The sequence below is a fragment of the Streptomyces sp. NPDC032822 genome, from assembly GCF_055578825.1.
Genome location: NZ_JBVIOL010000007.1, coordinates 412,514 through 436,497 on the forward strand (window position 1 = coordinate 412,514; position 23,984 = coordinate 436,497).

The following is a 23,984-nucleotide window of genomic DNA, read 5'->3' on the forward strand; positions in this document are numbered from 1 at the left end:
CCCTAATCCCCCGTAATGGACCCGAAGTCCGTGCCCGAGCCCAGCAGCAGTCCCGCCCCCAGCAGGAGCATCGTGGCCGGGACCATGAACGTCGTGATCATCATCGTGGCCTTGGGGACCGCCCGGGCGGCCTTGCGGCGGGCGTTCTGGGCGTCCGTGCGGCGCATGTCCTTCGCCAGGGAGACCAGGGTGTCGACGATCGGCGCGCCGAGCTCCTCGCCCTGCTGGAGGGCCGTCACGAACATCGCGACCTGGTCGGAGTCGTTGCGGCGGCGCAGTTCCGCGAAGGCCTGGCGGCGGCTCATGCCGAGGTCCATCTGGCGCAGGGTGATGCGGAGTTCGTCGGCCCACGGGCCCTCGTACCGCGATGCCACCCGATCGAGTGCCTGGCGGAAGCCCAGTCCGGCGCTCACCACCACCGCGAGCACGTCCAGGAAGTCCGGCAGGGTGCGCTCGATGACGTCCTTGCGGATGCGGATCGCCGCCCAGATGCCGACCTCCGTCCAGAAGGCGCCGAAGGCCAGCAGCAACAGGGCCACCAGGAGGTCGCCGCGCAGCAGGAACACCAGGAAGCCGACGCCGCCGAGGGCGCCGTAGACCGCGCGGCGGGCGGCGTAGCGGTGGATCGTCAGGCCGCCGGGGTTGCCCGCGAGGTCGATCTTGCGACGGTACTTGGCGACCTGGGCGGGGCCCATCAGGCGCAGTACGGCGGGGGCGTAGCGCATGCCCATGCGGTCGATCAGCGAGTCCACGGCGCCGGTGCGGGTGGAGCCGACCTCCAGGGCCAGCATCAGGTCGCTGGGGAGCTTGGCGTCGGCCCGGTACATGCGGATGCCGGCGAACATGCCCCAGACGGCGAGGCCCATCAGCAGGGCGAGCAGGAGTGCCATCGTGTGTTCTCCCCGGCGCTCAGACGTCGATGCGGGACAGTCGGCGGATGAGGACGAACCCCACGGCGTAGAACGAGAACGCGATGAGGACGGCGCCCTGGCCGACCGGTGAGCCCGTCATGCGTTCCAGGGCGCCGTCCTTGACGCCGTTCATCAGGAAGAGCGAGCCCACGCCCAGGACGGGCACGGCGTACGCCGTCATGTTCACCTGGGCCAGCTGGGTGCGGACCTCGCGCCGGGTCTCCTTGCGCTCCTCCAGCGTCTCGGTGAGGTTGCGCAGGGCGCTGACGACCTGGCCGCCCGCGCGGTTGGACAGGACCAAGGTGGTGACCAGGACGACCAGTTCGCGGGAGGGCAGCCGCTCGGCCATCTCGCCCAGCGCGTCGTCCAGGGTCGCGCCCACCGCCAACTGGTTGGCGACCTTGGCGAGTTCCTCGCCGGCCGGGGCCTCCAGCTCCTCCGCGGCCATCCCTATCGCCGTCCGCAGGGCCAGGCCCGCCTGGGTGGCGTTGGCCAGGATGCGGGCCAGTTCGGGGAGTTGGTTGATGAACTTCTCGATGCGTTTCTGCCGCTGCCAGCTGAGGAACTGCAGCGCCGCCCAGATGCCGAGCAGTCCGGCGATCGGGCCGAAGAAGGGGGCCAGGGTGGCCTGCCCGACCAGCCAGAGGCCGGCGACCGCGGCGAGCATCCCGGCGAAGAACTCTCCCGGGGTGATGTCCAGGCCGGTGGCGGCGAGGCGGAGTTCGAGTTTCCGGCCGAGGTCGGTACGGCGTACCCGGCGGTCCAGGTTGCGGAAGTGGCGCCGGCGGCCGGTGACCGGTATCTGGCCGGCGGCCGACAGGCGCTCCACGAGTGCGGCCCGCTGCGCCCTGCCCTTGGCGTAGGTGTGGACGCCGATCACGGCGAGCACGCAGGTCAGCAGCGCGACGCCGGTGGTGAGCGTGTCGAGGGTCTGGAGATCCATGGGGGTGGTTCCTACCTGGCTTCTCGGGTGGCGAGCTCGGCTGACGACTGGGCCACGCCGAAGGCCTGGGGTGTGGGCTGGCTCGCCATGTAGAGGCGGTCGGCGGTGCTGCGCGGCAGCGGGAAGTACTGGAAACGGCCGTAGATCCGGCCGTCGGCGGCCATCGGCCGGGCGTTGAACCGGGCGACCGTGGCGAGGCGGTACGGCTCGCTGCCGTGGCTGTCGAGGAGGGCGATCTCGGTGATGCGGCGGACGCCGTCGGCGAACCGGGTCAGCTGGATGATCACGTCGATCGCGCTGTTGATCTGGTCGTGCAGCGCCTCGAAGGGGATCTCGGTCTCGGACATCGCCGCCAGGGTCTTGAGCCGCATCAGCGCGTCCTCCGCGCTGTTGGCGTGCACGGTGGCCAGCGAGCCGTCGTGGCCCGTCGACATCGCCTGGAGCATGTCGAGGGACTCCCCGCCGCGGACCTCACCGACGACTATGCGGTCGGGTCGCATGCGCAGCGAGTTGCGGACCAGGTCGCGGATGGTGACCCGGCCCTGGCCCTCCACGTTCGGTGGGCGGGCCTCCAGTCGGACCACGTGCCGCTGCTGGAGCTGGAGTTCGGCCGAGTCCTCGATGGTGATGATGCGGTCGGTGTCGGGGATGAGGCCCGACAGCGCGTTCAGCAGGGTGGTCTTCCCGGTGCCCGTCGCCCCGGACACGATGACGTTGAACCGGGCGTGCACCAGGCCCGCCAGCAGGTACAGCATGTGCTCGTCGAGGGAGCCGAAGCCGGCCAGCTCCTGGAGCGTGAAGGAGCGGGGGAAGCGGCGGATGGTGAGGATGGCGCCGGTGAGGGACAGCGGCGGGATGATCACGTTGACGCGCTCGCCGGACGGCAGGCGGGCGTCGACCATCGGGTTCGACTCGTCCACCCGCCGGTTGACCGTGGAGACGATCCGCTCGATCGTCTGCATCAGCTGGTCGTGGGAGGGGAAGCGCAGCGGCAACTGCTCGACCCGGCCGCCCCGTTCGACGAAGATCGCGTCCGGCCCGTTCACCATGATCTCGGTGATGGAGGCGTCTTCGAGCAGCGGTTCCAGGATGCCGAGGCCGAGCGCCTCGTCGACGACCCGGCGGATCAGCTGGGAGCGCTCGACCGTGGACAGGACCGGGCCCTCGCGGCTGATGATGTGCCCGAGCACCCGCTCCAGGCGGGCCCGGCGCTCGGCCGCGGCCAGCGAGCTCATCTCCGCGAGGTCGATCTCCTCCAGCAGCTTGGCCCGGTAGGAGGCGACGAGGTGGCCGTCCTCGCCCCGGCTGCCGTTCTCCTCGGGGGAGTTGATGCGTGACCGCAGGCTCATGGGTGCTTCCTCAGTGGTCGAGCGGCATGGTGGCGGTCTTCCGGGCGGGGTCGAAGGTCCAGCCGGGGACGACCGACGGGATGTCGACGGTGGCCGTGACGGTCACCTCGTCGCCGCCGAACCCGGCGGAGCAGGCGGTGCCGTCGGCCAGCCAGTCGCTGACCGCGTTCTGGCAGCCCTCCTGGGCGCCCCTGTCGAGGGAGGCGGCGCGGGCCCCGGCCCGGGCGGCCGTGCCGGCCTGCTGGGCGGCGTACGCGATGATCCCGAGCTGTACGCCGGCCAGCGCGACGAGGACCAGGATCGGGATGAACCCGAGGTATTCGAGGGCGACCTGACCGCGGTCGCGCCTGTTGCCGTGGTACGCCATCTCAGTCCTTCACCTCCTCCACGGCTCCCGCGTGACCGTCGACGTCGAAGGGGAAGCCGATCGAGCCCGGGAAGAGGACGGGGACGTGCAGGGTGACGGTGGCTCTGACATAGCCGCCCCCGGTCGTGCACGACACCTCGCCGCTCCAGGCGTCCGGCAGTTTGTCGAGGCCCGCCTGCTGACACGCGGCCTGCCGCGCACCCCCGTCCGGAACCGCCGTCGCCGCCCGTGCCGCCTCGTCCGCAGCATTCCCCGCGAGCGTGTAGGTGTACCCCAGCAGCACGAACTGCCACATGAGCACCAGGGTGAGGATGATCAGCGGGGTCATGCCGAGGAACTCGACGGTGACCTGGCCGTCGTCCTCGCGTGCGGGGCGGTCCATGCCTATCTCCCCAGTTCCCGGCGTCGGCGGAAGCCGACCGCGGCCCGGTCGCCGCCCTTGGCCCGGCCGGCCCGGTGGCCGGGTGCCTCGGAGCCCTTGATCAGCCCCAGCTCGCCGGCGAGGGTCCACAGGGCCCGCTTCACCGTGCTCCGGTTGTCCAGTTCGTGGACGCGGCCGGCGTCCACCGCGCCCTGGAGTTCCTTGAAGTTGGCGGGGATCGCGGTGGCGGCGACGGCGGTGCCGGTGATCTTCTGGATGAGCGGGGGCTGGATCTCCGTACCGCGGGTGTGGCGGTTGACGACGACCGTGGTCTCCTCGGCCTTGCGGATCTGGAGCCGGTCCCACATCCGTACGGCCCGTTTGGCGCCCCGGACCGCCACCACGTCCGGGGTGGTGACCAGGAGTGCCGTCTCGGCCATCTCGACGACGGCCGCGCCCGCGCCGCCGAGTTGTGCGCCGCAGTCGACGACGACGACCTCGTAGCGGGAGCGCAGGGCGCTGACGATCTGGCGGGCGGCGCGGTCGGTGACCTCCTCGCCGCGTTCGCCCTCGCCGGGGGCGAGGAGCAGGGCGAGGCCGGTGTCGTGGGAGAAGACGGCGTCGGCGAGGACCCGCGGGGAGATGTCGGTGATGGCGGCCAGGTCGACGACCGAGCGGCGGAACTGGACGTCCAGGAAGGAGGCGATGTCGCCGGCCTGGAGGTCCATGTCGACCAGGGCGGTGGGGCGGCCGGACGCCTGGGCGGCGAGGGCGATGTGGATGGCGGTGAGGGTCGTGCCGACGCCGCCCTTGGCCCCGCTGACGGTGACGACGGTGCCGCCGACGCCGGTGAACACGTCGCCGCCGACGCCGAGGTGACGCCGTACGCCCACCGACCACTGGGCGACCGCGTGGACGCGGACGGCCAGTTCCTCGTACCCGAGCGGCAGGGCGACCAGGCCGCGGGCGCCGTAGTCCATGGCGGCCTGGAAGAGGCCGGGGCTGGCGTCGGTGGTGACGAGGATGACGCCGACGGCCGGGAAGCGCAGGGCGACCTCACGGATGAGTTCGAGGGCGGGGACGGGGCCGATCCGCTCGTGGACCACCACGACCTCGGGCAGTTCGTCGATGGACTCGGCGGCGAGGCGGGCGAGGGTGTCGATGAGCTGGGTGGAGTCGGCCACCGGGGCCATCGGTTCGGCGTCGGGGAGCTGGCTGAGGAGGGTCGTAATGGACCGGACCGCGTCCGCGTCGCCGACAGCCGGCAGGATCCTCGTGGGCATGGCGGCCTCTCACTTGTCCTTGCCGAGTTCGTAGCTGCGGTCCTGTTCCGGGACGGTGGTGTCGGTGCCGGGTGCGACGAGTGCGAGCCGGACCTCCTCGGCGAACGACTCGGCGTACGTGATGCGCTGGGCGTCGAGGGTGGTGAGCGCGAAGGTGATCGGGCGGGCCTCGGTCTCCCGCCGGGTGTCGTCGCTCCGGTCGGGTTCGAGGGCGGTCAGCTTGCCGACGTCGATGACCCGGGCGTTCGTCACGATGATCTTCGACTGGTCGGGGTCGCCCTCGCGCTGCCCCTCGAAGGTGGCGTACACGTTGACCGTGGAGCCCGGCGTGATCTTTCCCGCGACCCCGGTCGCCGCGTCGATCATGATGGCGACCTCCTGCTGCCCGGGCTGCAGGGCGGGCTGGTCAACGATCATGTCGCTCTGCAGCAGGGAGCCCTTCTGCAGGGTGGTCACGGCGATCTTGCCGCGGATGTCGGCGAGGTTCGTGACCGCGGTGTCCGGCAGCCAGCGCTCCGGCATCGCGGTCTTCTCGAACTGGGTCGTGGAGAGGCTGGTGTACGGCTCCACCTGGCTCTTCAGCCGGTACGCGGTGACCTCGGGCCCGACCTTGGACTTCACGTCGTTGATGACGGACAGCACGCCGGCGAACGCGCCGAGGGCGCACAGGACCGACAGGAGCAGGAGTATCACGCCGCGGCGCTGACGGGAGTTCATGAGCCGTGCAACCTCATTGGGGGTTCGGTCGAGCGGAGTCGGGGGGTGCGGGGCGGCGGCCCTTGTGGGGTCATCCGGCGGGCAGTTGGTGCTGCTGGTTCAGTTGGCGCTGCTGACTCTGTTGGTTCAGTTGGCTCTGTGCGACCGGTTGCGCGGGCGCTGTAGCGGAACAGAAGACGCAGCGGTCGCCGATGACGTCGATGCCGCACCAGTGGCAGCTGTTCTGCCGTACCGAGGTGACCAGTTGGTAAAGGACCGACAGATCGGGCAGGAAGGTGCAGAACTCGATCAGCTTGCCGGTCCCCCACCACCGCGCGGACTCGGCGGGCAGCGGGTTCTCGCGCAGCCCCTGCACCTTCCACTCCTTGGCCAGCGAGCCGGTGACCCAGTCGCTCTGCAGCTGGCCTCTGGCCACCAGCATGGACGTGGCGAACTCCGGGCCCGCGAGGGTGGCGTCGGGCCCCATCCGCACCAGCTGCGGCTCCGGATGCGCGAGGACGCCGAACTGGCTGCCCGGCACCCAGGACTTGGCGTGTGCCTTGAGGTTCACCGGGACCCGGTCGAGCTTGGTGACGGAGCCGAGGAGCGCTCCGGCGTGCAGATAGTGGGTGAGCAGCCGGCCGGCCGAGGCGAGCACGCCCGGGCTGAGGTCGCAGGAGGCGAGCTGCCTCAACTGACGGGCCAGGACGGCGAGTCCCAGGGGTGGCAGTTCGGGACGGAACAGGGCGATCCGGTCGCTCTCCAGCAGGGAGCGTACGGTGTGCAGCCGCCGTTCCACTTCCGGCGGAACGGCCTGCGAGCTGACGACGATCACATGCCCGTGCTGGTCGATCAGCGACTGCAGGACGGCCAGCGACCGGTCGAGCGGCTCACTGTCCAGGCCCGACAGGACCACGGCGGGCATGGTTCGCTCGTCCTGCGGCGGCAGCGCCATGTCGGCACTGGTCACGGCGATGGCAGTTGGCACGCGCAGCTCCCCGAATCCCATGCCCGTCGGCCCGCCCGGCCCTACCCGGGCGCACCCAGTCGACTTCACTGCGTGACTTCCCGAGCACTGTAACCACGCCCCTGTGACCGGAGAACAGCGTTTCTGTGACTTCCTGGTCCAGTCGGGAGCCCAAAAGGGGGCTATTTCAGTCCAGATGGGGTGCATGTGCCACAAGATCATTCGCCACGGGGTGAGTTGAGCCCGCCTCCTTGACGGTTCCCTTGACAGCCGAATTGGTCCGAACCAACTTGCACCCCCAGTGGTGGCCATCCCAGTCGACGTGAAACCCGTCGTTGAGCCCGCTGATCGACAACCGGCCATCCTTGCCCCCCCGGCGGAGTGTCCGCGTTGCCCCCGCCGACAGGCCGATGTGATGATTCCCCGCGTGGCGGTTCCAGCGGAGAGCGACGCGGCAGCCGGGCAGTTACCCCGGTCGCGTCTGTCCGACTACGCCGAGATGACGGCACGGGTCACACCGGGAGTCGACCACCCGCGGACAGGCTCGCCTCCAACGGATCACGTACGGCCGTCCCGCACCTCCGCCGGGGCGCCCGAGCCGCCCACCAGTGCCGGAGCCACCCCGGAAGAGCCCCCCGAAGCAGCACGCAGGCGACGCGAGTTCGCCGCACTGCTCGGCGAGTTCCGCCGTACCGCCGTACTTGTCCCGATCGCCGAGGACGAGTCACCACTGACCGGCGAACATGGCGAAATCCGTTGGATCTACGCCTTCTCGGACGAGTCGGCGCTGGCTCGATTCGCCACCGCAAGGGGCGAAGGCTCGCGGGAGTGGCCGTATCGCCGCGTCCTTGGAGCCCGGTTGCTCGATGCGGCGGTCCCGTCGACGGGCGTCCCGTGCGGGGTGGCCCTGGACGTGGGGAGCGAGGGCGAGGGCGTGCTGTTTCCGCCGGTCGCGGGGATCGTGCCGGGCGCGGCGGCGGTGGATGCGGAGACCACGGAGATGGACGAGAAGGAGTCATGGTGAACGGGGGCACGGGCGGTACGGGGGACGGGGATGGGGATCTGCAGGCCGTCGGGCTCGGCGAGATCGCCAAGGGCATCACGCTGACCCTGGAGGAGCTCAGGGAACTCGGCATCGACAGCCTCGCCGGGGTGGGCCGTGGTTTCTCCGAACTCCAGCTTTCGGGGCTGAAGTTGGGGCACGGTGACCTGTCGTCGGCCTTCACGTCGTTCTGTGAGCGCTGGGAGTGGGGCGTGCGCGCGCTCGTCGCCGAGGGGAACGACTTCGCGGAGGGCGTGAAGCTTTCGGCGGGCACCTACTACGAGACGGACCAGTACGTCGAGGGCGCGATGAAGGTCGTCGCCAACTCGGCGGGGGGCAACCCGTACGCCACCGAGGACGACATCACGGGGATGAGCTGGCAGGAGCTACACCGGAACAGTGCCCTCGCGGACCCCGAGTTCAGCGCGAAGTCGTTCGACGAGGCGCGGGAGAACGGCGAGCGGGGCTGGAAGGACGCCGGCCGGGACGTGCTGACCTCCCACACGATCGCTCCGGCACCGGGGCTGTCCCCGGAGAACCTGCGGATCGCTGCTGGGGTGGGCGACGCGGAGTACGAGCGGATGCTGGACGACACCCTCGGACAGGACGACGGACAGGACGGGGACGTCGGCTGATGGGGGTCGGAGACTTCGTCGACTCCGGCCTCGGCAAGCTGGAAGACGGCCTCGACGTGGGCAAGAAGCTCGTCGGCAAGGGAATCGACCAGGGTACGAACGCCGTCAGCGACCGCCTGGACGACCTCGGCGCCCACGACTGGGCCGACAAGGTCGACTCCGTCGGCGACACCATCGCCTCCGACCTCGGTGCCACCCCGGACGAGCAGCAGCTAGGCCAGTCGGATCAGCCCCTCCGACTGGTCCACGGCGACCCGGCCGACATCAGGAACACGGCCGGGCACCTGAAGGACTTCCACACCGCCTTCGACACCGTGGGCCAGGGCATGCGGAAGCTCGACTCCTCGGCCTGGAAGGGCGAGGCCGCCGAGACCTTCCGTGAGAAGTTCGCCATGCATCCCGTCAAGTGGCTGCACGCGGCGGACGCCTGCGACCGGGCGGCCACAGCCCTGACCGTGTACGCGGACACGGTCGAGTGGGCACAGGCGCAGGCCCGCGAGGCAATCACCCTCTACCGGGCGGGCAAGGACGCCGACGACAAGGCCGCCGTCCAACGCGCCCACGAGATCCTCGGCGAGGCCCGCCGCCAGCGAAACGCTGCCGCCGGCACCGCCGCGACCTCGGTGCGCGCCGCCCTCGCTCACGCGCCCGCCGAGCCGCCGCCTCTCGCACGCCTCAAGTCCGGCTGGGACGACGGCCTCGGCGCCGTCAACACCGAGATCACCCACTTCGTGGTCGGTGTGGCCAAGGGCACCGCGGGCCTGGTCAACTTCACCCGCGGCCTGAACCCGGTGGACCCCTACAACCTCACCCACCCTGCCGAACACCTCCAGAACGTCAGCATGACGCTGTCGGGCCTGGTCTCGGCGGGTGCGCATCCGGAGCGAGCGGCGAAGTCGGCGTGGGAGGACTTCAGGAAGGACCCGTCCGAGTGGTTCGGCCGGCTGCTGCCCGAAGCGGCCGGCACCAAGGGCGCCGGGGCGGGACGGGCCGGACTGAGAACCGCGGTGGAGGAGGCCGCGGAACGGGCAGCGCGCCACGACGGGAAAAGGGGCGCCGAGAACTCTGCGGCGGACACCGCCAGAACCCGCCCTGAAGAGCACGACACCGAGAGTCCCGGCGAACAGGTGGCCAAGGACCCCACGGACCCGGTGGACCTCACCACCGGCAAGATGTACCTGCCGCAGACGGACGTGACACTGCCGGGCGCCCTTCCCCTCGTCTTCAAGCGCCGCGTGGAATCGGGTTACCACTACGGCCGTCGGTTCGGCCCTTCGTGGTCCTCGACGCTCGACCAGCGCCTGGAGATCGACGCTGAGGGCGTCGTCCTCGTGACCGAGGACGGCCTCCTCCTCGCCTATCCTCATCCGGCGCCCGGCCTCCCCACCCTCCCCAGCCACGGCCCGCGATGGCCGCTGGACCGCGTGGAGGGCGGCTACACGGTCACCGACCCACAGACGCACCGCACCTGGCACTTCGCCGACCGCGGCGACGACCTCGCGGTCCTGGAGCAGATCGACGACCGCAACGGCAACTGGATCACCTTCGAGTACGACACCGAGGGCATCCCGCTGGGGATCGTCTCCAGCGCCGGGTACGACGTACGCGTCTCCACGTTCGAGGGCAGGGTCACGGCCCTCCACCTGGCGGCGACCGGCCAGACCCTGATGCGCTACGGCTACACCGACGGCAACCTCACGGAGGTCGTCAACTCCTCGGACCTGCCCCTGCGTTTCACCTACGACGAGGCCGGACGCGTCACCTCCTGGACGGACACGAACGACCGCGCCTACACCTACGCGTACGACGACCGGGACCGCTGTATCGCCGAGGGCGGCACCCACGGGCACATGTCCCTGCGGCTCTCCTACGACGAGAGGGACCCGGACACCGGCCTGCGCGTCACCACCGCGACCACGGCTGCGGGCCACACCAGCCGCTACGTCGTCAACGACGCCTGCCAAGTGGTCGCCGAGACCGGCCCCTTCGGTGCGGTCACCCGCTTCGAACGCGACCGCTACAACCGCCTGTTGTCCAGAACGGACCCGCTGGGCCACCGCACGACGTTCCGCTACGACGAGACAGGCAACCTCCTCGCCCTGACCCGCCCCGACGGACGCGAGGCGAGGGCCGACTACAACGAACTCGGCCTTCCGACGAAGGTGGTGAGGACGGACGGGACGGTCGTCCGCCAGACCTACGACGAACGCGGCAACCGCACCTCGGTGACCACCCCGTCTGGCCGGACCACCCGCTTCGCCCACAACGAAGCGGGCCACCTCACCTCGGTGACCGACCCACTGGGGCACACGACATCGGTCGAATGCGATCGCGCGGGCCTCCCCCTGCGGATCACGGATCCACTCGGCGCGGTCACACGCTACGAACGCGACGCCTTCGGCCGCCCCATCACGATCACGGACCCGACCGGCGCGGTGACCCGCCTGGAGTGGACAGTCGAGGGCCGCCTGTCCCGCCGTACGGCACCGGACGGCACGGCCGAGACCTGGACATACGACGGCGAGGGCAACTGCACCAGTCACACGGACGCGATGGGCGGAGTCTCGGGTTTCGAGTACACGCACTTCGACCTCCTGACGGCACGCACGGGCCCGGACGGTGTCCGCTACGAGTTCGACCACAACCTCGATCTGCAGCTGACGAAGGTCACCAACCCCCAGGGCCTGACCTGGACATACGACTACGACGCGGCCGGACGCCTGGCCACGGAAACGGACTTCGACGCCCGCACCCTCACGTACACGTACGACGCGGCTGACCGACTGGCCTCCCGCACGAACGTGTTGGGCGAGGTCGTGACGTTCGAGCGCGACGACCTGGGCAGGGTGGTACGGAAGAACGCGTCCGGCCGGGTCACGACGTACGCGTACGACATGACCGACCAACTCGCCCAGTCCACGGGCCCGGACGGCACCACTCTGACCCGGTTGCGGGACCGCTACGGCCGCTTACGTTCAGAGGCGGTCGACGGTCGCGAGCTGACGTACTCATACGACCAACTGGGCCGCCGAACGGGCCGTACGACTCCGATCGGCGCCACGACGACATGGTCGTACGACGAGGCAGGCCGCCGCACCGGGATGGTTGCCTCCGGCCGGGCTATCGACTTCACCTACGACGTGTCCGGCCGCGAACTGGCACGCCACATCGGCGAGACGGTCACCCTGGAGCACGGCTTCGACGAACTCGGCCGCGTGACCACGCAGGACGTGACAGGCGCGGGTGGCCACACCGTCCAGTCACGCGCGTACACGTACCGTGCCGACGGCAACGTCACCGCCATCGACGACCAGCTCTCCGGTACCCGCCGCTTCGACCTGGACACGGCAGGCCGGGTGACGGCGGTACACGCGGCGAACTGGACAGAGACCTACGCCTACGACACGGCGGGCAACCAGGCCTCGGCGTCGTGGCCGGAGACTCACCCCGGCAGGGAGGCGAGAGGCGCGCGCGAGTACACGGGCACGCGCATCACCCGCGCGGGCGACGTCCGCTACGAACACGACGCCCTCGGCCGCATCACCCTGCGTCAGAAGACCCGCCTGTCCCGCAAACCGGACACGTGGCGGTACGAGTGGGACGCCGAGGACCGCCTGACGTCCGCGGTGACGCCGGACGGCACCCGCTGGTGCTACACCTACGACCCCCTGGGCCGCCGCACGGCGAAACTCCGCCTGGCCGCCGACGGCGAAACCGTCGCCGAACGCGTGGACTTCACCTGGGACGGCACGACCCTGTGCGAGCAGACGACGACGTCCCCGCAACTCCCGAACCCCGTCACCCTCACCTGGGACCACCGGGGCCTGCACCCCATCGCCCAGACCGAACGCATCACGGCCGCGGATGCCCCGCAGGGGCAAATCGACTCCCGCTTCTTCGCCATCATCACCGACCTCGTCGGCACACCCAGCGAACTCGTCGACGAACAGGGTGAGATCGCCTGGCGGACACGGAGCACCCTGTGGGGCACCACCGCCTGGGCCGCCGACAGCACCACGTACACGCCCCTGCGCTTCCCCGGCCAGTACTACGACCCCGAAACCGGCCTCCACTACAACTACTTCCGCTACTACGAGCCGGAAGCTGCCCGGTACCTGACGCCAGATATCCTCGGCCTTGCGCCCACCCCCAACCCCTCAGCATACGTTCGAAACCCTCAGACTTTCTCCGATCACTTAGGGCTTGCACCAGATGAATGTCCGCCTGCAAGCTCACGGACAGAACCGTCGGACCGGAACGGACCTATTGCCGTAATTGGACGAAGATGGGATACCAAGATTGCCCGCGATTGGGAAGGGCACGATGTTCTACACATACCCGAGGGCTGGTCTCGCGATATAAATGACGCCTGGATCCAGAAGATCATCAGCGAAAGAAGGGATGCATATTTGGCATCTCCACAGGAACCTGGTTACCTTAAAGGTCCAGATGGCGGTCCAGCCGTATTTGTTAGAGAACTCGAACAGCTTCGCGATGCTGGATACATCGAAGTGGGCGACTACTTACTCGCCCCCCAGCTCTAATCACCACAGGAAAGGGTGAAGCAATGCAACTGACCCCGCGAATCAAGTTCCGGATCTCCAAGGACTACACGCCAGAAGACCGGCAGGCAGTCGAGGATCTACTTGCTGAACTTGCGTCCGACCTGGAGAAAGAAGAAGGATTTTCTGGGGCAGAGTCGGAGAGGATTATTGCGGCAACTCTAATCGGCGGACGGAGTGACGTGGATCGGTTGCTCAACTGGGCACAATTCGCACGCCGTGACTTTCGCGACGTTCTGGTGGGTTCCGGTCTCGGAGACAGCGACTGGCGCGAACGTCTGGATACAGAGTTCGGAACAGATTCCTGAGGATACTCCTGTGCATTTCGGCCCTCCACCCGTCGGCTTCGGGTCCCTCACATCACCCGCCTGGACCGCACCGACCGAGATCGAGCGGGCCCTGTTCGAGACCAAGGCCCGTGGCGATTGGGCCGCCTACTACGATGTACTCGCGCGCGTGCGGCTTTACTATCGAGCCGATCGTGCGCGCCTTGACACGGAGCCCGAGCGAAAACCTCGACTGTACTTCCGTGACCCACTTACCCATACCTGGCGGTGGGAGTTGTTCACCGACGGAATGCTGCCGGCGCCGCAACCGGACGTGGTGTATTCGAGCGCGTCACTGAGCTGGATCGCCCGGGTCTGGAGTCAGGACTCGCCGGCCTCGATCGCGGTCAACCCCGGCAGCCCGTGCGAAGTCGTGGTGCCTTACGGCCCACCGGGTTCGACGGAGTGGTCCCGGGTCGCCGAGCGACTCGGCGCTCCGGACACCTCCATGCGGCTGCGCGCCCTCCGGGTCGGCGGCCCGCTGCACGGGCCCGTCGCCCATGGGCTCGCCTGTGGCGTTCTGCTGTGCCTGAACAACGGCAGCCTCTGGAACGCCATGGCCTGACACGGCAAGGGCTACGACACAGAGCGCGAACGTCTTCGCGAGTGGTGGGGTATCACCACTCGGAACGAGTGGCTTTCCGCTCTCCGGAAACTGATCGCCTGCGAATCGCACAGCTCAGCATGGGATTTTGCACTCCGCCTGCGCCGGACCATCGCGCGCGACTTCGGTGGACACGTCGAGATCGGGTACTGGCGTCAGGCTGCCGCCAACGTCATTCGCGCCAGCGCCGACGGCTCGACCGTGGTCACTGACGACGGTGTCACCAAGATCGATCCTCGGTCCGAGACCGACACCGGGGCGCGCGTCGACGGTGTACAGCGGCTCATCGGGCGTATCACCCGGTACGAGGCACGGATGCGCGCGGACGGGGTGCTCGACGAGGGCCGGTATGTCACTTCCGTCGACGCGTGGGATCTCGGACGGGCCTCGAAGATGGCGCGATGGGGGCTCGGCGCCCGGTTCGGGAATCTGGAGGAGGCCGAGGCCATCGTCATCAAGGCCGGTCGGACGGCGGCACCGTCGCACAGGTCATGGCAGAACTTCTCCGCCGGCTACGTCCTCGGACGATGCCTCCACTTCGACGACGAGGAGTTCGGGGAGTGGTACCAGGACATGGTCACTGCCCATCAGATCCTGATGTCCGACCCCGGCAGCCCCTGGCTCAACATCCCCTTCCGCCAGGACGCCCGTACGCCGCCGCGCTCTCCCTCGGCAGCGTCGCCCACATCCGCGTCCCCCCGCCGGGTTCTCGGGCCTCGCCGAAGCCCCAAGTCCCCTCGCAGGCACGGCAGACGCAGGCCAGGACGCGGAGGGCCAATCGGCGGCGGGTGTCGCAGGCCGTGGCGAGGCGGGGGTGGGTGTGGCGGGGGTGGCTGTCGTAGGCGATCAGGCGGAGGGTGGAGGAGCGGTAGCGGAGGGAGAGGTAGAAGGTCGGTGACTCCGTGAACTGGGCTGCCGTTGCCGTGAGTTCGCCGACCGCTTGCAGCGCCGGGTCCAGCATGTCGTGCAGGTCGTGGGCCTTGAGGATCTCCCTCGTCGCGACTCTCGCCAGGGCCGGGCTCGCCAACGCCGAAGGCAGCGTGAAGCTGTAGGAGAGGGTTTCGGGCACGGGAGCGGTGGGGTCGGCCGCGAAGGCCGGGGCCACGGGGCAGCGGGAAATGGGCATGGCGGGACTCCTCCGATGTGCGTGGACTGCGGACTGTCGTGGGTGATGACGGCGGCCGGTGGCATGTCTCCCTGACGCGGGCCCACCCCTCCCAGGGGAGGAGGTAGCGGGCAGGCTCACGCGATGCGCTTCCAACCGCCTTAAGTAGCTGGCGCGTTACAGACTGTAGAGACAGCGGAGTCACACTGTCCATCTATTCAGAGACAATTACCCCTCTAGTGCGTGGACGCACTCACCCCGGTCCAGGCAGACTGTGGCCATGCCAACCAGAACCACGCCAACGGAACGGCAGAAGCGCCTCGGCGCCGAGCTGCGCAAGATGCGGCTGGCAGCGGGCGCCACCACGGAGTACGCGGCGGGCCTCCTGGGGATCGACAGGACGCGGCTGTCCAACATGGAGTCGGGTATCCGGCCCTTCTCCCCCGAACGCATTCGCACCCTGGCCTGCAACTACGCCTGCACACAGGCGAGTTACGTTGACGCTCTGGTGGACATGGCAGTCCGGAAGGAGCGCGGTTGGTGGGAGCGTCACCGCGGGACGCTCCCCTCCGGGCTTCTGGACATTGCCGAGTTGGAGTGGCACGCCGTCCGTGTTCGGACCGCTCAGGTCATGCATGCTCCAGGACTGCTCCAGACCGAGGAGTACGCCCGAGCCGTCTTCACTGCCGTACTGCCGCCGCTGAGCCGGTTGGAGATCGAACTGCGCGTCGCGCACCGCATGGAGCGTCAGCAGGCTTTCGAGCGGCCGAACCCGCTGCCGTATGTCGCCTACGTCCATGAAGTCGCTCTGCGCATGCCGTACGGCGGCACCGAAGCGACCCGGCAGCAGCTCAAGCATCTGGTCGCCCAATCCGAACGAGATGGCGTAGAGGTCCGCGTGATCCCCACGTCCAAGGGAGACTTTCCCGGCGCGGGACACGCCCTGCTCTACGCGGACGGGGCTGTGCCCCAACTGGACACCGTGCAGTTGGACTCGGCTCACGGGCCGGAATTCACCCATGCCGAGGCGCAGCTGACGAAGTACCGTGCGCATCTGGATTGGATGGACGCCTCGTCGGTGAGTCCGGAAACATCACGTGACGTCATCCACAAGATCGCCCGTGAACTGTAGGAGACTCCGTGACCGACAACATCGCCTGGGAAGAGCCGTTCTGCGGTGAAGGCAACAACTGCTTCCGCCTCGGCACCGACCCCACCGGCAACGCCTACATCGCCATATCCGGCGCCGAGGACACCTACCTCACCGACTCCCGCGAAGCCCTCCGCACCATGATCCTCGACATCAAGGCCGGGAAGGCAGACCACCTCCTCTGACCTGCCCCACACCACCCCACCCCACCTACCCCATCGGCCGGAAATACCCCAACACCCGTGCCAGCTGCCCGAACCACTCCCCCAGCAGCGCTCTCGGTCTCGCGTCCACCACGCACTCGTACACTTCGCCGTCGACGTGGACGACCGCCATCATCAGGGACTTGCCCGAGGGGCTCGCCTTGTAGTGGACGCTGCGGACCTCCGGCCAGGGGAACTCCGCTTCGTGGCCGTTGATCTCGAAGGTGACGCCCGAGCCGTCGACCACGATCGAGCTGTCCCGGTCGACCGCGAGGAACTCCGGGCCGGTGCCTGTGGCGGGGCCGGCCCCGGCCCCGGTCATCGGGGGTGGCGGGCCGAAGCCCGGAGGGGTGGGGGGTGGTGGCGGGATCCGGCCGCCGTGCGGCTGCTGTGGGTCGGTCGGCGGTTGCGGGCCGTGCGCCGCGTGGTTCATCGTTCACCGCTCCTCGCGCCAGGGGATACGCACGCAACCTACCCGTCGGCGTCCCGGGCAGGCGTCGTGAAACATTTCGTGGGGTTCACCGCATCAATAGGGTGAGGACGCGTTCGGGGCGGGCAGCAGGGGGAGTTCATGAGAAGGGTCCTGGCGGATCAGTACGCGGAGTTCGCCGCGGCGCGCGCGGCGCACCTGTACCGGTCCGCGTGCCTGCTCACCGCGGGGGACACGCATCTCGCCGAGGACCTGGTGCAGGAGACCCTGGGCCGGCTGTACATCAGCTGGCACCGGGTGACCCGCGTCGGCAATCCCGCCGGGTACGCGCAGACCGTCCTCACCCGGACGTTCCTCGCCCATCAGCGGCGCCGCAGCAGTACCGAGCGGGCCACCGACGTGCTGCCCGAGCGGGCGGACGGCGCACCCGGCGACGTCACCCTGCGGCTGACACTGCTGGAGGCGCTGGCGCGGCTGCCCGCCAAGGACCGGGCGGTCATCGTCCTGCGGTACTGGGAGGACCGGTCCATCGAGGAGACCGCGGACGCGATGAACGCCAGCTCGGCGGCCGTACGCACCCGGTGCACCCGCGCGCTCGGCCGGCTGCGCGAGCTGCTCGGCGAGAACCTCTCCGAGTACGTCAGCCCCTGACCCACGGCCCCTGACCCACACCTCTGACCCACACCTCTGACCACAGCCCTGATCACCGTCCCTTCCCCACTCACCCCTACGTCCCTCCTTCCAACCACGCCGGAACGGTGGTTTGTCATGCCCGTCGACCAGCAGTACAGCGACCCCTTCGAGGACCGGCTCGGCGCCGCACTGCGCCAGGCCGGCGACACCTTCGACCCCGACGGCGCCGCGCTCGCCGCCGCCGGGCAGGCCCGCGGGCGCCGGCTGCGGTTGCGCCGCCGGGCCGCGGTCGCGGGCGGGACGGCGGGCCTCGCGCTCGTCGGTGTGGGCGGGACGCTGCTCCTGCCCGGGCTGCCCTGGGACGGGGACGGATCGTTGCGGGGCAAGGAGCAGCGCTCCGTGGCCGCCGGGCCCGGCGTCTCCCCGAGCGCGACGGCCTCGCCCCTGCCCATGTCCCGGGCCGACATGATCCGTACGCTCCAGGAGCTGTTCCCCGAGGGCGAGTTCAGCGGGACGGACGCGCGCGGCACGGACGAGGACCTGCCGCCGTACGCGCACGTCGTGTTCGACGACGGCAAGGGTGCCGGGGCGTTCTCCCTGGGCCTCGACCGGGTCGAGCCGGGCAGCGACCGGGCCCGTGAGATCACCGAGTGCCCGGACAAGGAGCTGTCGTCGTACGACAGTTGCGGGACCAGCAGGCTGGCCGACGGGTCGGTGCTCAGGATCATCCAGGGGTACGAGTATCCCGACCGGCGCGTCGACACCAAGCTGTGGACCGCCGAACTGATCACGCCCGCCGGGCAGTACGTGACGGCGAGCGAGTGGAACGCCGCCGCCGAGAAGGACGCCCCGATCAGCAGGCCCGACCCTCCGCTGTCCAAGGACCGGTTGAAGAAGGTCGTGACCGCCGCGGTGTGGCGGCGCGCGGTCGACGCGATGCCCGCGGACGCGGCGAAGCCCGGGCCCTCGACGACCCGGCTGGTTCCGACCGGCGCCGACGCCGAGGCCATCCGGCAGACCCTCACCGGGCTGCTGCCCAAGGGCTTCAAGGTGGTCGCCAAGGGCGGCCAGGAGGCCCAGTACGCCTACCTCGTCGTCGACGACGGCAAGGGCAGGAGCTTCGTCCAGGTCAACGTCCAGCCCGACATGCGGGGCGTCGCGGAGGAGCTCTACGGCTCCGGCACCGGTTCCGAGACGCTGCCGGACGGCATCCGGGTCGCCGTCCGGCAGGGGCCCGGCGAGAAGGAGGGCGAGGGGGTCCTCATGTGGACCGCCGACACCATGCGGGCGAACGGCATGCGGGTCGTGATCAGCGCCTTCAACAGCGCCGACCAGAACAGCGACGCGACCCGCAAGACGCCCGCCCTCACGGTCGAGCAGCTGCGGGCCATCGCCCTCAGCCCGCGGTGGGACGAGCTCGGCTGAACCTGGCCGGGCTAGAAGAACTCCGCCCACGGCTGGTCCCAGATCTGCTTCACGCACAGGACCAGGAACAGCAGCCCGGCGATCGACAGCATCGCGTTGCTGATCGGGCCGTTGCGCCACTCCCGTGGCGTGCGGGCGGAGTTCAGCAGCCACATCAGCGTGCCGGCCAGGAAGGGGAGGAAGGCCGCGCCGAGCACGCCGTACAGGATGATCAGGCGGAACGGCTCGCCCTGGAAGAGCAGCACGATCGGCGGGAAGGTCAGCCAGAGCAGGTACGCGCGGAAGGGCCAGGACCGCTCCCGCTCACCGGAGGCGACCGCCGTGCTCGAAGCGGAGCCCTTGGAGGCGCCGGAACTCTCGGAGGCGCCGGAGCCCCTGCCCGCGCGGAAACGCGCCACGAAGTCCGCGAACATCAGGCTCACGCCGTGCCAGACGCCGATCAGGGAGGTGAAGGAGGTCGCGAAGAAGCCGATCAGGAAGAACTTCGCGGTCGCCGTGCCGTACTTGTCCTCCAGGATGTCGCTGAGCTGGATCAGGCCCTTGTCGCCGCCGGCGATGGACACGTTCGTGGAGTGCAGGAGTTCCGCGCCGACGAAGAGCATGGAGATGACGAAGATGCCGGTGGTGATGTAGGCGACGCGGTTGTCGAGGCGCATCACCTTCATCCAGCCGGTGTCGGTCCACCCCTTGGCGTTGACCCAGTAGCCGTACGCGGCCAGCGTGATGGTGCCGCCGACGCCGCCGATCAGGCCGAGGGTGTTGAGGACGGAGTCCTTCTCGTCGGGGAGGACGGGGAGCAGGCCGGCGAAGGCGTCGCCCAGGTTGGGGGTGACGCGGATGGCCAGGTAGACGGTGACGACGAACATGACGCCCACCAGGACGGTCATGACCTTCTCGAAGACCGCGTACTTGTTGAACCAGACGAAGACCAGGCCGACCAGACCGCACAGGACGGCCCACGCCTTCAGGTCCATCACGTCCGGGAACAGGGCCTGCAGGGGCAGCGCGCTCGACGACATCGCGGCGGCGCCGTAGACGAAGCCCCAGATCACGACGTAGACGACGAAGAACCACGTCGTCCAGCGGCCCAGGCTCGCCCAGCCGTCGAAGAGGGTGCGGCCGGTCGACAGGTGCCAGCGGCCCGCCGCCTCGGCGAGGGAGATCTTCACCAGGCAGCCGATGACGGCGGCCCACAGGAGGGTGTAGCCGAAGTTGCTGCCCGCGATGAGGGTGGCGACGAGGTCGCCGGCACCGACGCCGGTGGCGGCGACGACGATTCCCGGGCCGATGTACTTCCAACTGGACTTCCGGGGTGCTGAGGTGGCCGGTCCTGTCGCTGTGTTGTCCGTGGTGTCCGCCATGCCGATCAAGAAAGCGTAAAGAGGGCGGGGGCACAAGGGGGCGTGCGGTGAAGGAAGACGGTGGCTTTGCGTGCTCGTTCACCCGGTACGGACGTTCCGACCAGGGCGGTTATACGTACTGGAGACGTACGGTCGTCCCGCGCCCGTCGTCGCGGACGTCGACGTAGGCGCACACCTGGCGGGCGAACCACAGCCCCTGCTCCGGTTCGAGGTCGCCGGTGGGCGGCGGGACGAAACCGGCGAGGGGGTCGTCGACGCGGCGCGCGGTCCGCAGTTCGCAGACGCACGACGGGGCCTCGCCCCACAGCAGGGTGCCGGCGACCGGACCGACGGTGGTGGCCGCCGCGATGACCGACTCCGCGAACAACTCGGCGTCCGCGAGGCCCAGTCCACGCGCCCGCGCCCGCCGCCGGACGGCTTCGGTGTCCGGCCGCCCCAGCGGCTCCGCGTCGGCCGGGGGCTCCGGCAGCGGTACGGCGTCCAGCTCGGCGCTGATCCGGGCCGGGTCCTCGTACACGCCGGTGTCGGGGTGGCAGCGGCGGGCCGCGCCGACGATGGCGGGACCCGCGGTGCGGGTGTCGTAGGCGCACAGGACGGTGGTCGCGAACGGGGCGAAGAGGAGGTTGGCGAGGGTCTCGTAGCGGATCCACTCGGCGGTCTCGCGCGGGGTGCGGCCGGCGCGGCCGTTCCAGACGGGCTCCATCAGGAGGTGGACGCGACCGCCGGGGCCGGCGTGCGCGGCGAGATAACCGGCGCCCTGCGCCACGGCGTTGGCGGCCGATCCCGTGTACCACTCGGTGTGGGGGATGAGGCCGACGTCCTTGATGTCGCTGCCCAGGGCGTCGTGCAGGAGGTCCAGCTTGTCGGGGTCGACGATGGCCACGGGCGGGGGTTCGCCGGTCGCGGCGAGGCCTTCGGCGAGGAAGGGGAGCGCGGCGGCGAGGAACTCGTCGTCGGTGCCGACGACGGACATGCGGTGGTCGAACGCGCTGGGGGTGGGCGCGGGTCGGTGGGGCATGGGGTGCCTTTCGTGGGGGTCGGTCTACCGGTGCGCGGGGTGAGATCCGGGTCGCGCGGTCCGGCCAGGTGCACGCGGCGCACGCCGTCCGGGAAGGCGCGCTCGACGCGGGCCGCGACGCGTACGGCGAGGCGGGTCCTGCCGACGCCGCCGGGCCCGGTCGGCGTGACCGGCCGCGCCCGTGTCAGCAGTTCGCCCTCGGCCTGTTCGCGGCGCCGGTCGACGAAGCGGATCGTCTCGACCGGCGGGTGTCCGTCCCGTCGTGGCGCTGATCCGCCCATGATCAGCCAGTCTCTGGGGGTGTGTGAATGCCTCACCTTGTCCCGAAGTCCGGCATATATGCACGCGGCGGTCACACCCACGGGTGCACTTCGCCGGGGACCGCGCCGCGGGCCGTTGACGCGCGTACACTGCGCGGCCCTTCGCGCCGCACGGTTCACGCCATCGCGTCTTTATTCGCTCTTGACCTGCTCATGCCAGACGCAGACGATGAGCCACACACCCGCACGGACGCACCCGCACGTCGCTGAACCACCACCCCCCGCTCCACTCCCCACTTCCGGAGATCCCGGAATTCCCGGAGAACCTAGGAGACTTCATGCGACTTCGTATCCGTGGCTCGGGCACCCGGGGCGGCAGACGGTACGCCGCTCTCGCCGCCGTGCTCGCCCTCGCCCTCGCGGCCCCGCTCTCCGCGAACGCCGACAGCACCGACAGACCGGCCGCGTCGGCGGACGACATCCGTCCGTACGAAGTGCACATGCACTCGGACGCCGAGTCCCGTACGGCACTTCAGCGGTCCGGCGTGAGCGTCGACGACGCCGACGACCACTCGGTCTTCATCTCCGGCCGCGCGGACCAGGTCGACAAGCTCAGGCGACTCGGCTACGAGGTCACGCCCTCGGGTGCCGTACCGGACCGGTCGAGCGGCGAGGACGACGTACGCCTCTTCGACTTCCCCTCCGCCGACTCCCGCTACCACAACTACGCGGAGATGACGAGCGAGATCAACTCGCTGGTCTCGGCGAACAGCGGTATCGCCAGTCAGCGCGTCATCGGTACCTCGTACCAGGGCCGGAACATCGTCGCCATCAAGATCAGCGACAACGTCGCCACCGACGAGTCCGAGCCCGAGGTGCTGTTCACCCACCACCAGCACGCGCGGGAGCATCTCACCGTCGAGATGGCGCTCTACCTGCTGCGCGAGCTGACCTCCGACTACGGCACCGACTCCCGGGTCACCAGCATGGTGAACAACCGTGAGATCTGGATCGTCCCGGATCTCAACCCGGACGGCGGCGAGTACGACGTGGCCACCGGCTCGTACCGGTCGTGGCGCAAGAACCGGCAGCCCAACAGCGGTTCGTCGTACGTCGGCACCGACCTCAACCGCAACTGGAACTACCGCTGGGGCTGCTGCGGCGGCTCGTCCGGGTCGACGTCCTCCGAGACCTACCGGGGACCGGCCGCCGAGTCGGCGCCCGAGGTCAAGGTCGTCGCGAACTTCGTGCGCAGCCGGGTCGTCGGCGGGGTCCAGCAGATCAGGACCGGCATCGACTTCCACACCTACAGCGAGCTGGTCCTGTGGCCCTTCGGCTACACCAGCGCCGACACCACCACCGGCATGACGGCCGACGACCGCAACGCGTTCGCGAGCGTCGGCGGGAAGATGGCCGCCAGCAACGGCTACACGCCGGAGCAGTCCAGCGATCTGTACATCACGGACGGTTCGATCGACGACTATCTCTGGGGCTCCCAGAAGATCTTCGCGTACACCTTCGAGATGTACCCGTCGTCCGGCTCCGGCGGCGGCTTCTACCCGCCCGACGAGGTCATCGACCGGGAGACCGCCCGCAACCGGGACGCCGTGCTCCAACTCCTGGAGAACTCGGACTGCATGTACCGGTCCATCGGCAAGGAGGCCCAGTACTGCGGCTAGCGGCTAACGGCCGGCCACCGGCCGCTAGGAGGCGCCTTCCTTGACGTCTCCCTCGACGTCCTTCCCGGTGCCTTCCGCGATGTCCTCCGCGCCTTCTTCCGCACCTTCTTCGAAGTAGGCGTCGAGGACCGCGTCCAGCTGTGACTCCCACTCGGTGAACCGGCTCCTGGCCGTCGCCTCGATCTCGATCGGGTACCAGCGGCGGTCAGGAGTGTGGACCGTGATGGTGAACCGCTTGCCGAAGCGGGGGGACTCCGTCTCGACCGCGCCGATCTCGTCCCAGCGGAACTCACACTTCTGGTCGTCGAGGGCGAGTCGTACGCCCTTGTGGTCGGCGACGATCTTCGCGCGGCGGTCGGCCGCCTCGAAGACGGGACCGTCGGACTCCTCGGACTCCCGGTCTGTCTCGACGGAGTCGTCCGCCGCCTCGGGCGCGTCCTCCTCGGCGGCCGAATCCTCGGACACGGCCTCGCCGGACGCGGCCTTGTCGGCTGTCTCCGACCCGACCTCCTCAGGCCCGACCTCCTCAGGCTCGGCGTCCGCCGGCTCGGCATCCGCCGGCTTCGTGCCCGCCGGGTCGCCGGACGCGGGTGAGGTGAGCCCGGGGATGAAAGCCGGGTCGAATCCGGCGCCTTCCGGGGGCTGGCTGCTCGAACCTATGCGCTGCTCCACAG

23 protein-coding genes and 1 pseudogene are annotated in these 23,984 nt (G+C 69.6%); 11 read left to right on the top strand and 13 right to left on the bottom strand.

All coding sequences use genetic code 11. The features are described 5' to 3' along the window. Positions 1-2: 2 nt before the first annotated feature. The 8 genes from ACZ5VD_RS22405 to ACZ5VD_RS22440 form a co-directional block, all read right to left on the bottom strand. The gene (locus ACZ5VD_RS22405; RefSeq protein ID WP_468547340.1) at positions 3-890 is read right to left on the bottom strand and encodes a DUF5936 domain-containing protein; all 888 of its coding nucleotides are present in this window, start codon (positions 888-890) and stop codon (positions 3-5) included. 19 nt (positions 891-909) lie between these two features. Beyond that, entirely contained in the window at positions 910-1,854 is a 945-nt protein-coding gene (locus ACZ5VD_RS22410) for a type II secretion system F family protein (RefSeq protein WP_468683024.1), read from the bottom strand. 11 nt (positions 1,855-1,865) lie between these two features. Continuing rightward, positions 1,866-3,203, bottom strand: coding sequence for a CpaF family protein (locus ACZ5VD_RS22415; protein ID WP_468547342.1), 1,338 nt, complete (start codon positions 3,201-3,203; stop codon positions 1,866-1,868). Between the two features lie 10 nt (positions 3,204-3,213). Continuing rightward, positions 3,214-3,570 (bottom strand): TadE/TadG family type IV pilus assembly protein, encoded by a 357-nt coding sequence (locus tag ACZ5VD_RS22420; RefSeq protein WP_468547343.1) that lies wholly within the window; start codon positions 3,568-3,570, stop codon positions 3,214-3,216. Between the two features lies 1 nt (position 3,571). Next, positions 3,572-3,952, bottom strand: a complete 381-nt coding sequence (locus ACZ5VD_RS22425; protein ID WP_468547344.1) for a TadE/TadG family type IV pilus assembly protein — start codon at positions 3,950-3,952, stop codon at positions 3,572-3,574. Positions 3,953-3,954: 2 nt separating this feature from the next. Then, complete coding sequence (locus tag ACZ5VD_RS22430) at positions 3,955-5,214, bottom strand: AAA family ATPase (protein ID WP_468547345.1); 1,260 nt, start codon at positions 5,212-5,214, stop codon at positions 3,955-3,957. 9 nt (positions 5,215-5,223) lie between these two features. Then, positions 5,224-5,931, bottom strand: coding sequence for a Flp pilus assembly protein CpaB (gene cpaB, locus ACZ5VD_RS22435; protein WP_468547346.1), 708 nt, complete (start codon positions 5,929-5,931; stop codon positions 5,224-5,226). Positions 5,932-6,001: 70 nt separating this feature from the next. Further along, on the bottom strand, positions 6,002-6,919 hold the full coding sequence (locus tag ACZ5VD_RS22440) for a hypothetical protein (protein WP_468683026.1): 918 nt from the start codon (positions 6,917-6,919) through the stop codon (positions 6,002-6,004). Positions 6,920-7,304: 385 nt separating this feature from the next. Here ACZ5VD_RS22440 and ACZ5VD_RS22445 point away from each other — a divergent pair, with 385 nt between their 5' ends. The 6 genes and pseudogenes from ACZ5VD_RS22445 to ACZ5VD_RS22470 form a co-directional block, all read left to right on the top strand. Further along, positions 7,305-7,901 (top strand): hypothetical protein, encoded by a 597-nt coding sequence (locus tag ACZ5VD_RS22445; RefSeq protein WP_468683028.1) that lies wholly within the window; start codon positions 7,305-7,307, stop codon positions 7,899-7,901. Next, positions 7,895-8,554, top strand: coding sequence for a hypothetical protein (locus ACZ5VD_RS22450; protein WP_468547349.1), 660 nt, complete (start codon positions 7,895-7,897; stop codon positions 8,552-8,554). Before ACZ5VD_RS22445 ends, ACZ5VD_RS22450 begins: the two co-directional genes overlap by 7 nt. Next, a complete protein-coding gene (locus ACZ5VD_RS22455) occupies positions 8,554-13,098 on the top strand; it encodes a putative T7SS-secreted protein (RefSeq protein WP_468683030.1) in 4,545 nt (1,514 codons plus the stop codon). The genes ACZ5VD_RS22450 and ACZ5VD_RS22455 overlap by 1 nt, the downstream gene beginning before the upstream one ends. A gap of 23 nt (positions 13,099-13,121) precedes the next feature. After that, positions 13,122-13,424, top strand: a complete 303-nt coding sequence (locus ACZ5VD_RS22460) for a hypothetical protein (protein WP_468547351.1) — start codon at positions 13,122-13,124, stop codon at positions 13,422-13,424. A gap of 10 nt (positions 13,425-13,434) precedes the next feature. Next, positions 13,435-14,007 carry a hypothetical protein gene (locus ACZ5VD_RS22465; protein WP_468683032.1) on the top strand — a complete coding sequence of 191 codons (573 nt, stop codon included), beginning with the start codon at positions 13,435-13,437 and terminating at the stop codon, positions 14,005-14,007. Positions 14,008-14,097: 90 nt separating this feature from the next. Further along, positions 14,098-14,622 (top strand): annotated as a pseudogene (locus ACZ5VD_RS22470) (DUF1266 domain-containing protein); the annotation flags it as partial. 46 nt (positions 14,623-14,668) lie between these two features. Here the strand turns inward: ACZ5VD_RS22470 and ACZ5VD_RS22475 are convergent. Continuing rightward, positions 14,669-15,172 carry an ATP-binding protein gene (locus ACZ5VD_RS22475; RefSeq protein ID WP_468683034.1) on the bottom strand — a complete coding sequence of 168 codons (504 nt, stop codon included), beginning with the start codon at positions 15,170-15,172 and terminating at the stop codon, positions 14,669-14,671. 259 nt (positions 15,173-15,431) lie between these two features. On the opposite strand from ACZ5VD_RS22475, the gene ACZ5VD_RS22480 reads away from it, so the two are divergent. Both ACZ5VD_RS22480 and ACZ5VD_RS22485 read left to right on the top strand, forming a co-directional pair. Next, positions 15,432-16,283: a helix-turn-helix domain-containing protein gene (locus ACZ5VD_RS22480; RefSeq protein ID WP_468683036.1), complete on the top strand. Its 852-nt coding sequence runs from the start codon at positions 15,432-15,434 to the stop codon at positions 16,281-16,283. An 8-nt stretch (positions 16,284-16,291) separates the two neighbouring features. Next, positions 16,292-16,486, top strand: coding sequence for a hypothetical protein (locus ACZ5VD_RS22485; protein ID WP_468547353.1), 195 nt, complete (start codon positions 16,292-16,294; stop codon positions 16,484-16,486). A gap of 25 nt (positions 16,487-16,511) precedes the next feature. On the opposite strand, the gene ACZ5VD_RS22490 is transcribed toward ACZ5VD_RS22485, so the two are convergent. Further along, positions 16,512-16,937 carry a hypothetical protein gene (locus ACZ5VD_RS22490; RefSeq protein WP_468547354.1) on the bottom strand — a complete coding sequence of 142 codons (426 nt, stop codon included), beginning with the start codon at positions 16,935-16,937 and terminating at the stop codon, positions 16,512-16,514. Positions 16,938-17,075: 138 nt separating this feature from the next. On the opposite strand from ACZ5VD_RS22490, the gene ACZ5VD_RS22495 reads away from it, so the two are divergent. Continuing rightward, positions 17,076-17,585 carry a SigE family RNA polymerase sigma factor gene (locus ACZ5VD_RS22495; protein ID WP_468547355.1) on the top strand — a complete coding sequence of 170 codons (510 nt, stop codon included), beginning with the start codon at positions 17,076-17,078 and terminating at the stop codon, positions 17,583-17,585. Between the two features lie 117 nt (positions 17,586-17,702). Next, entirely contained in the window at positions 17,703-18,992 is a 1,290-nt protein-coding gene (locus ACZ5VD_RS22500) for a hypothetical protein (RefSeq protein ID WP_468683038.1), read from the top strand. Between the two features lie 11 nt (positions 18,993-19,003). Here ACZ5VD_RS22500 and ACZ5VD_RS22505 read toward each other — a convergent pair whose 3' ends face one another. Both ACZ5VD_RS22505 and ACZ5VD_RS22510 read right to left on the bottom strand, forming a co-directional pair. Next, positions 19,004-20,353 (bottom strand): Nramp family divalent metal transporter, encoded by a 1,350-nt coding sequence (locus tag ACZ5VD_RS22505; protein ID WP_468547357.1) that lies wholly within the window; start codon positions 20,351-20,353, stop codon positions 19,004-19,006. A gap of 109 nt (positions 20,354-20,462) precedes the next feature. Beyond that, positions 20,463-21,371 (bottom strand): anti-sigma factor RsbA family regulatory protein, encoded by a 909-nt coding sequence (locus tag ACZ5VD_RS22510; protein ID WP_468683040.1) that lies wholly within the window; start codon positions 21,369-21,371, stop codon positions 20,463-20,465. A 598-nt stretch (positions 21,372-21,969) separates the two neighbouring features. Here ACZ5VD_RS22510 and ACZ5VD_RS22515 point away from each other — a divergent pair. Next, positions 21,970-23,310 (top strand): M14 family metallopeptidase, encoded by a 1,341-nt coding sequence (locus tag ACZ5VD_RS22515; RefSeq protein WP_468683042.1) that lies wholly within the window; start codon positions 21,970-21,972, stop codon positions 23,308-23,310. 24 nt (positions 23,311-23,334) lie between these two features. Here the strand turns inward: ACZ5VD_RS22515 and ACZ5VD_RS22520 are convergent, their stop codons facing one another. After that, positions 23,335-23,982, bottom strand: a complete 648-nt coding sequence (locus ACZ5VD_RS22520) for a hypothetical protein (protein ID WP_468683044.1) — start codon at positions 23,980-23,982, stop codon at positions 23,335-23,337. Positions 23,983-23,984 lie beyond the last annotated feature (2 nt).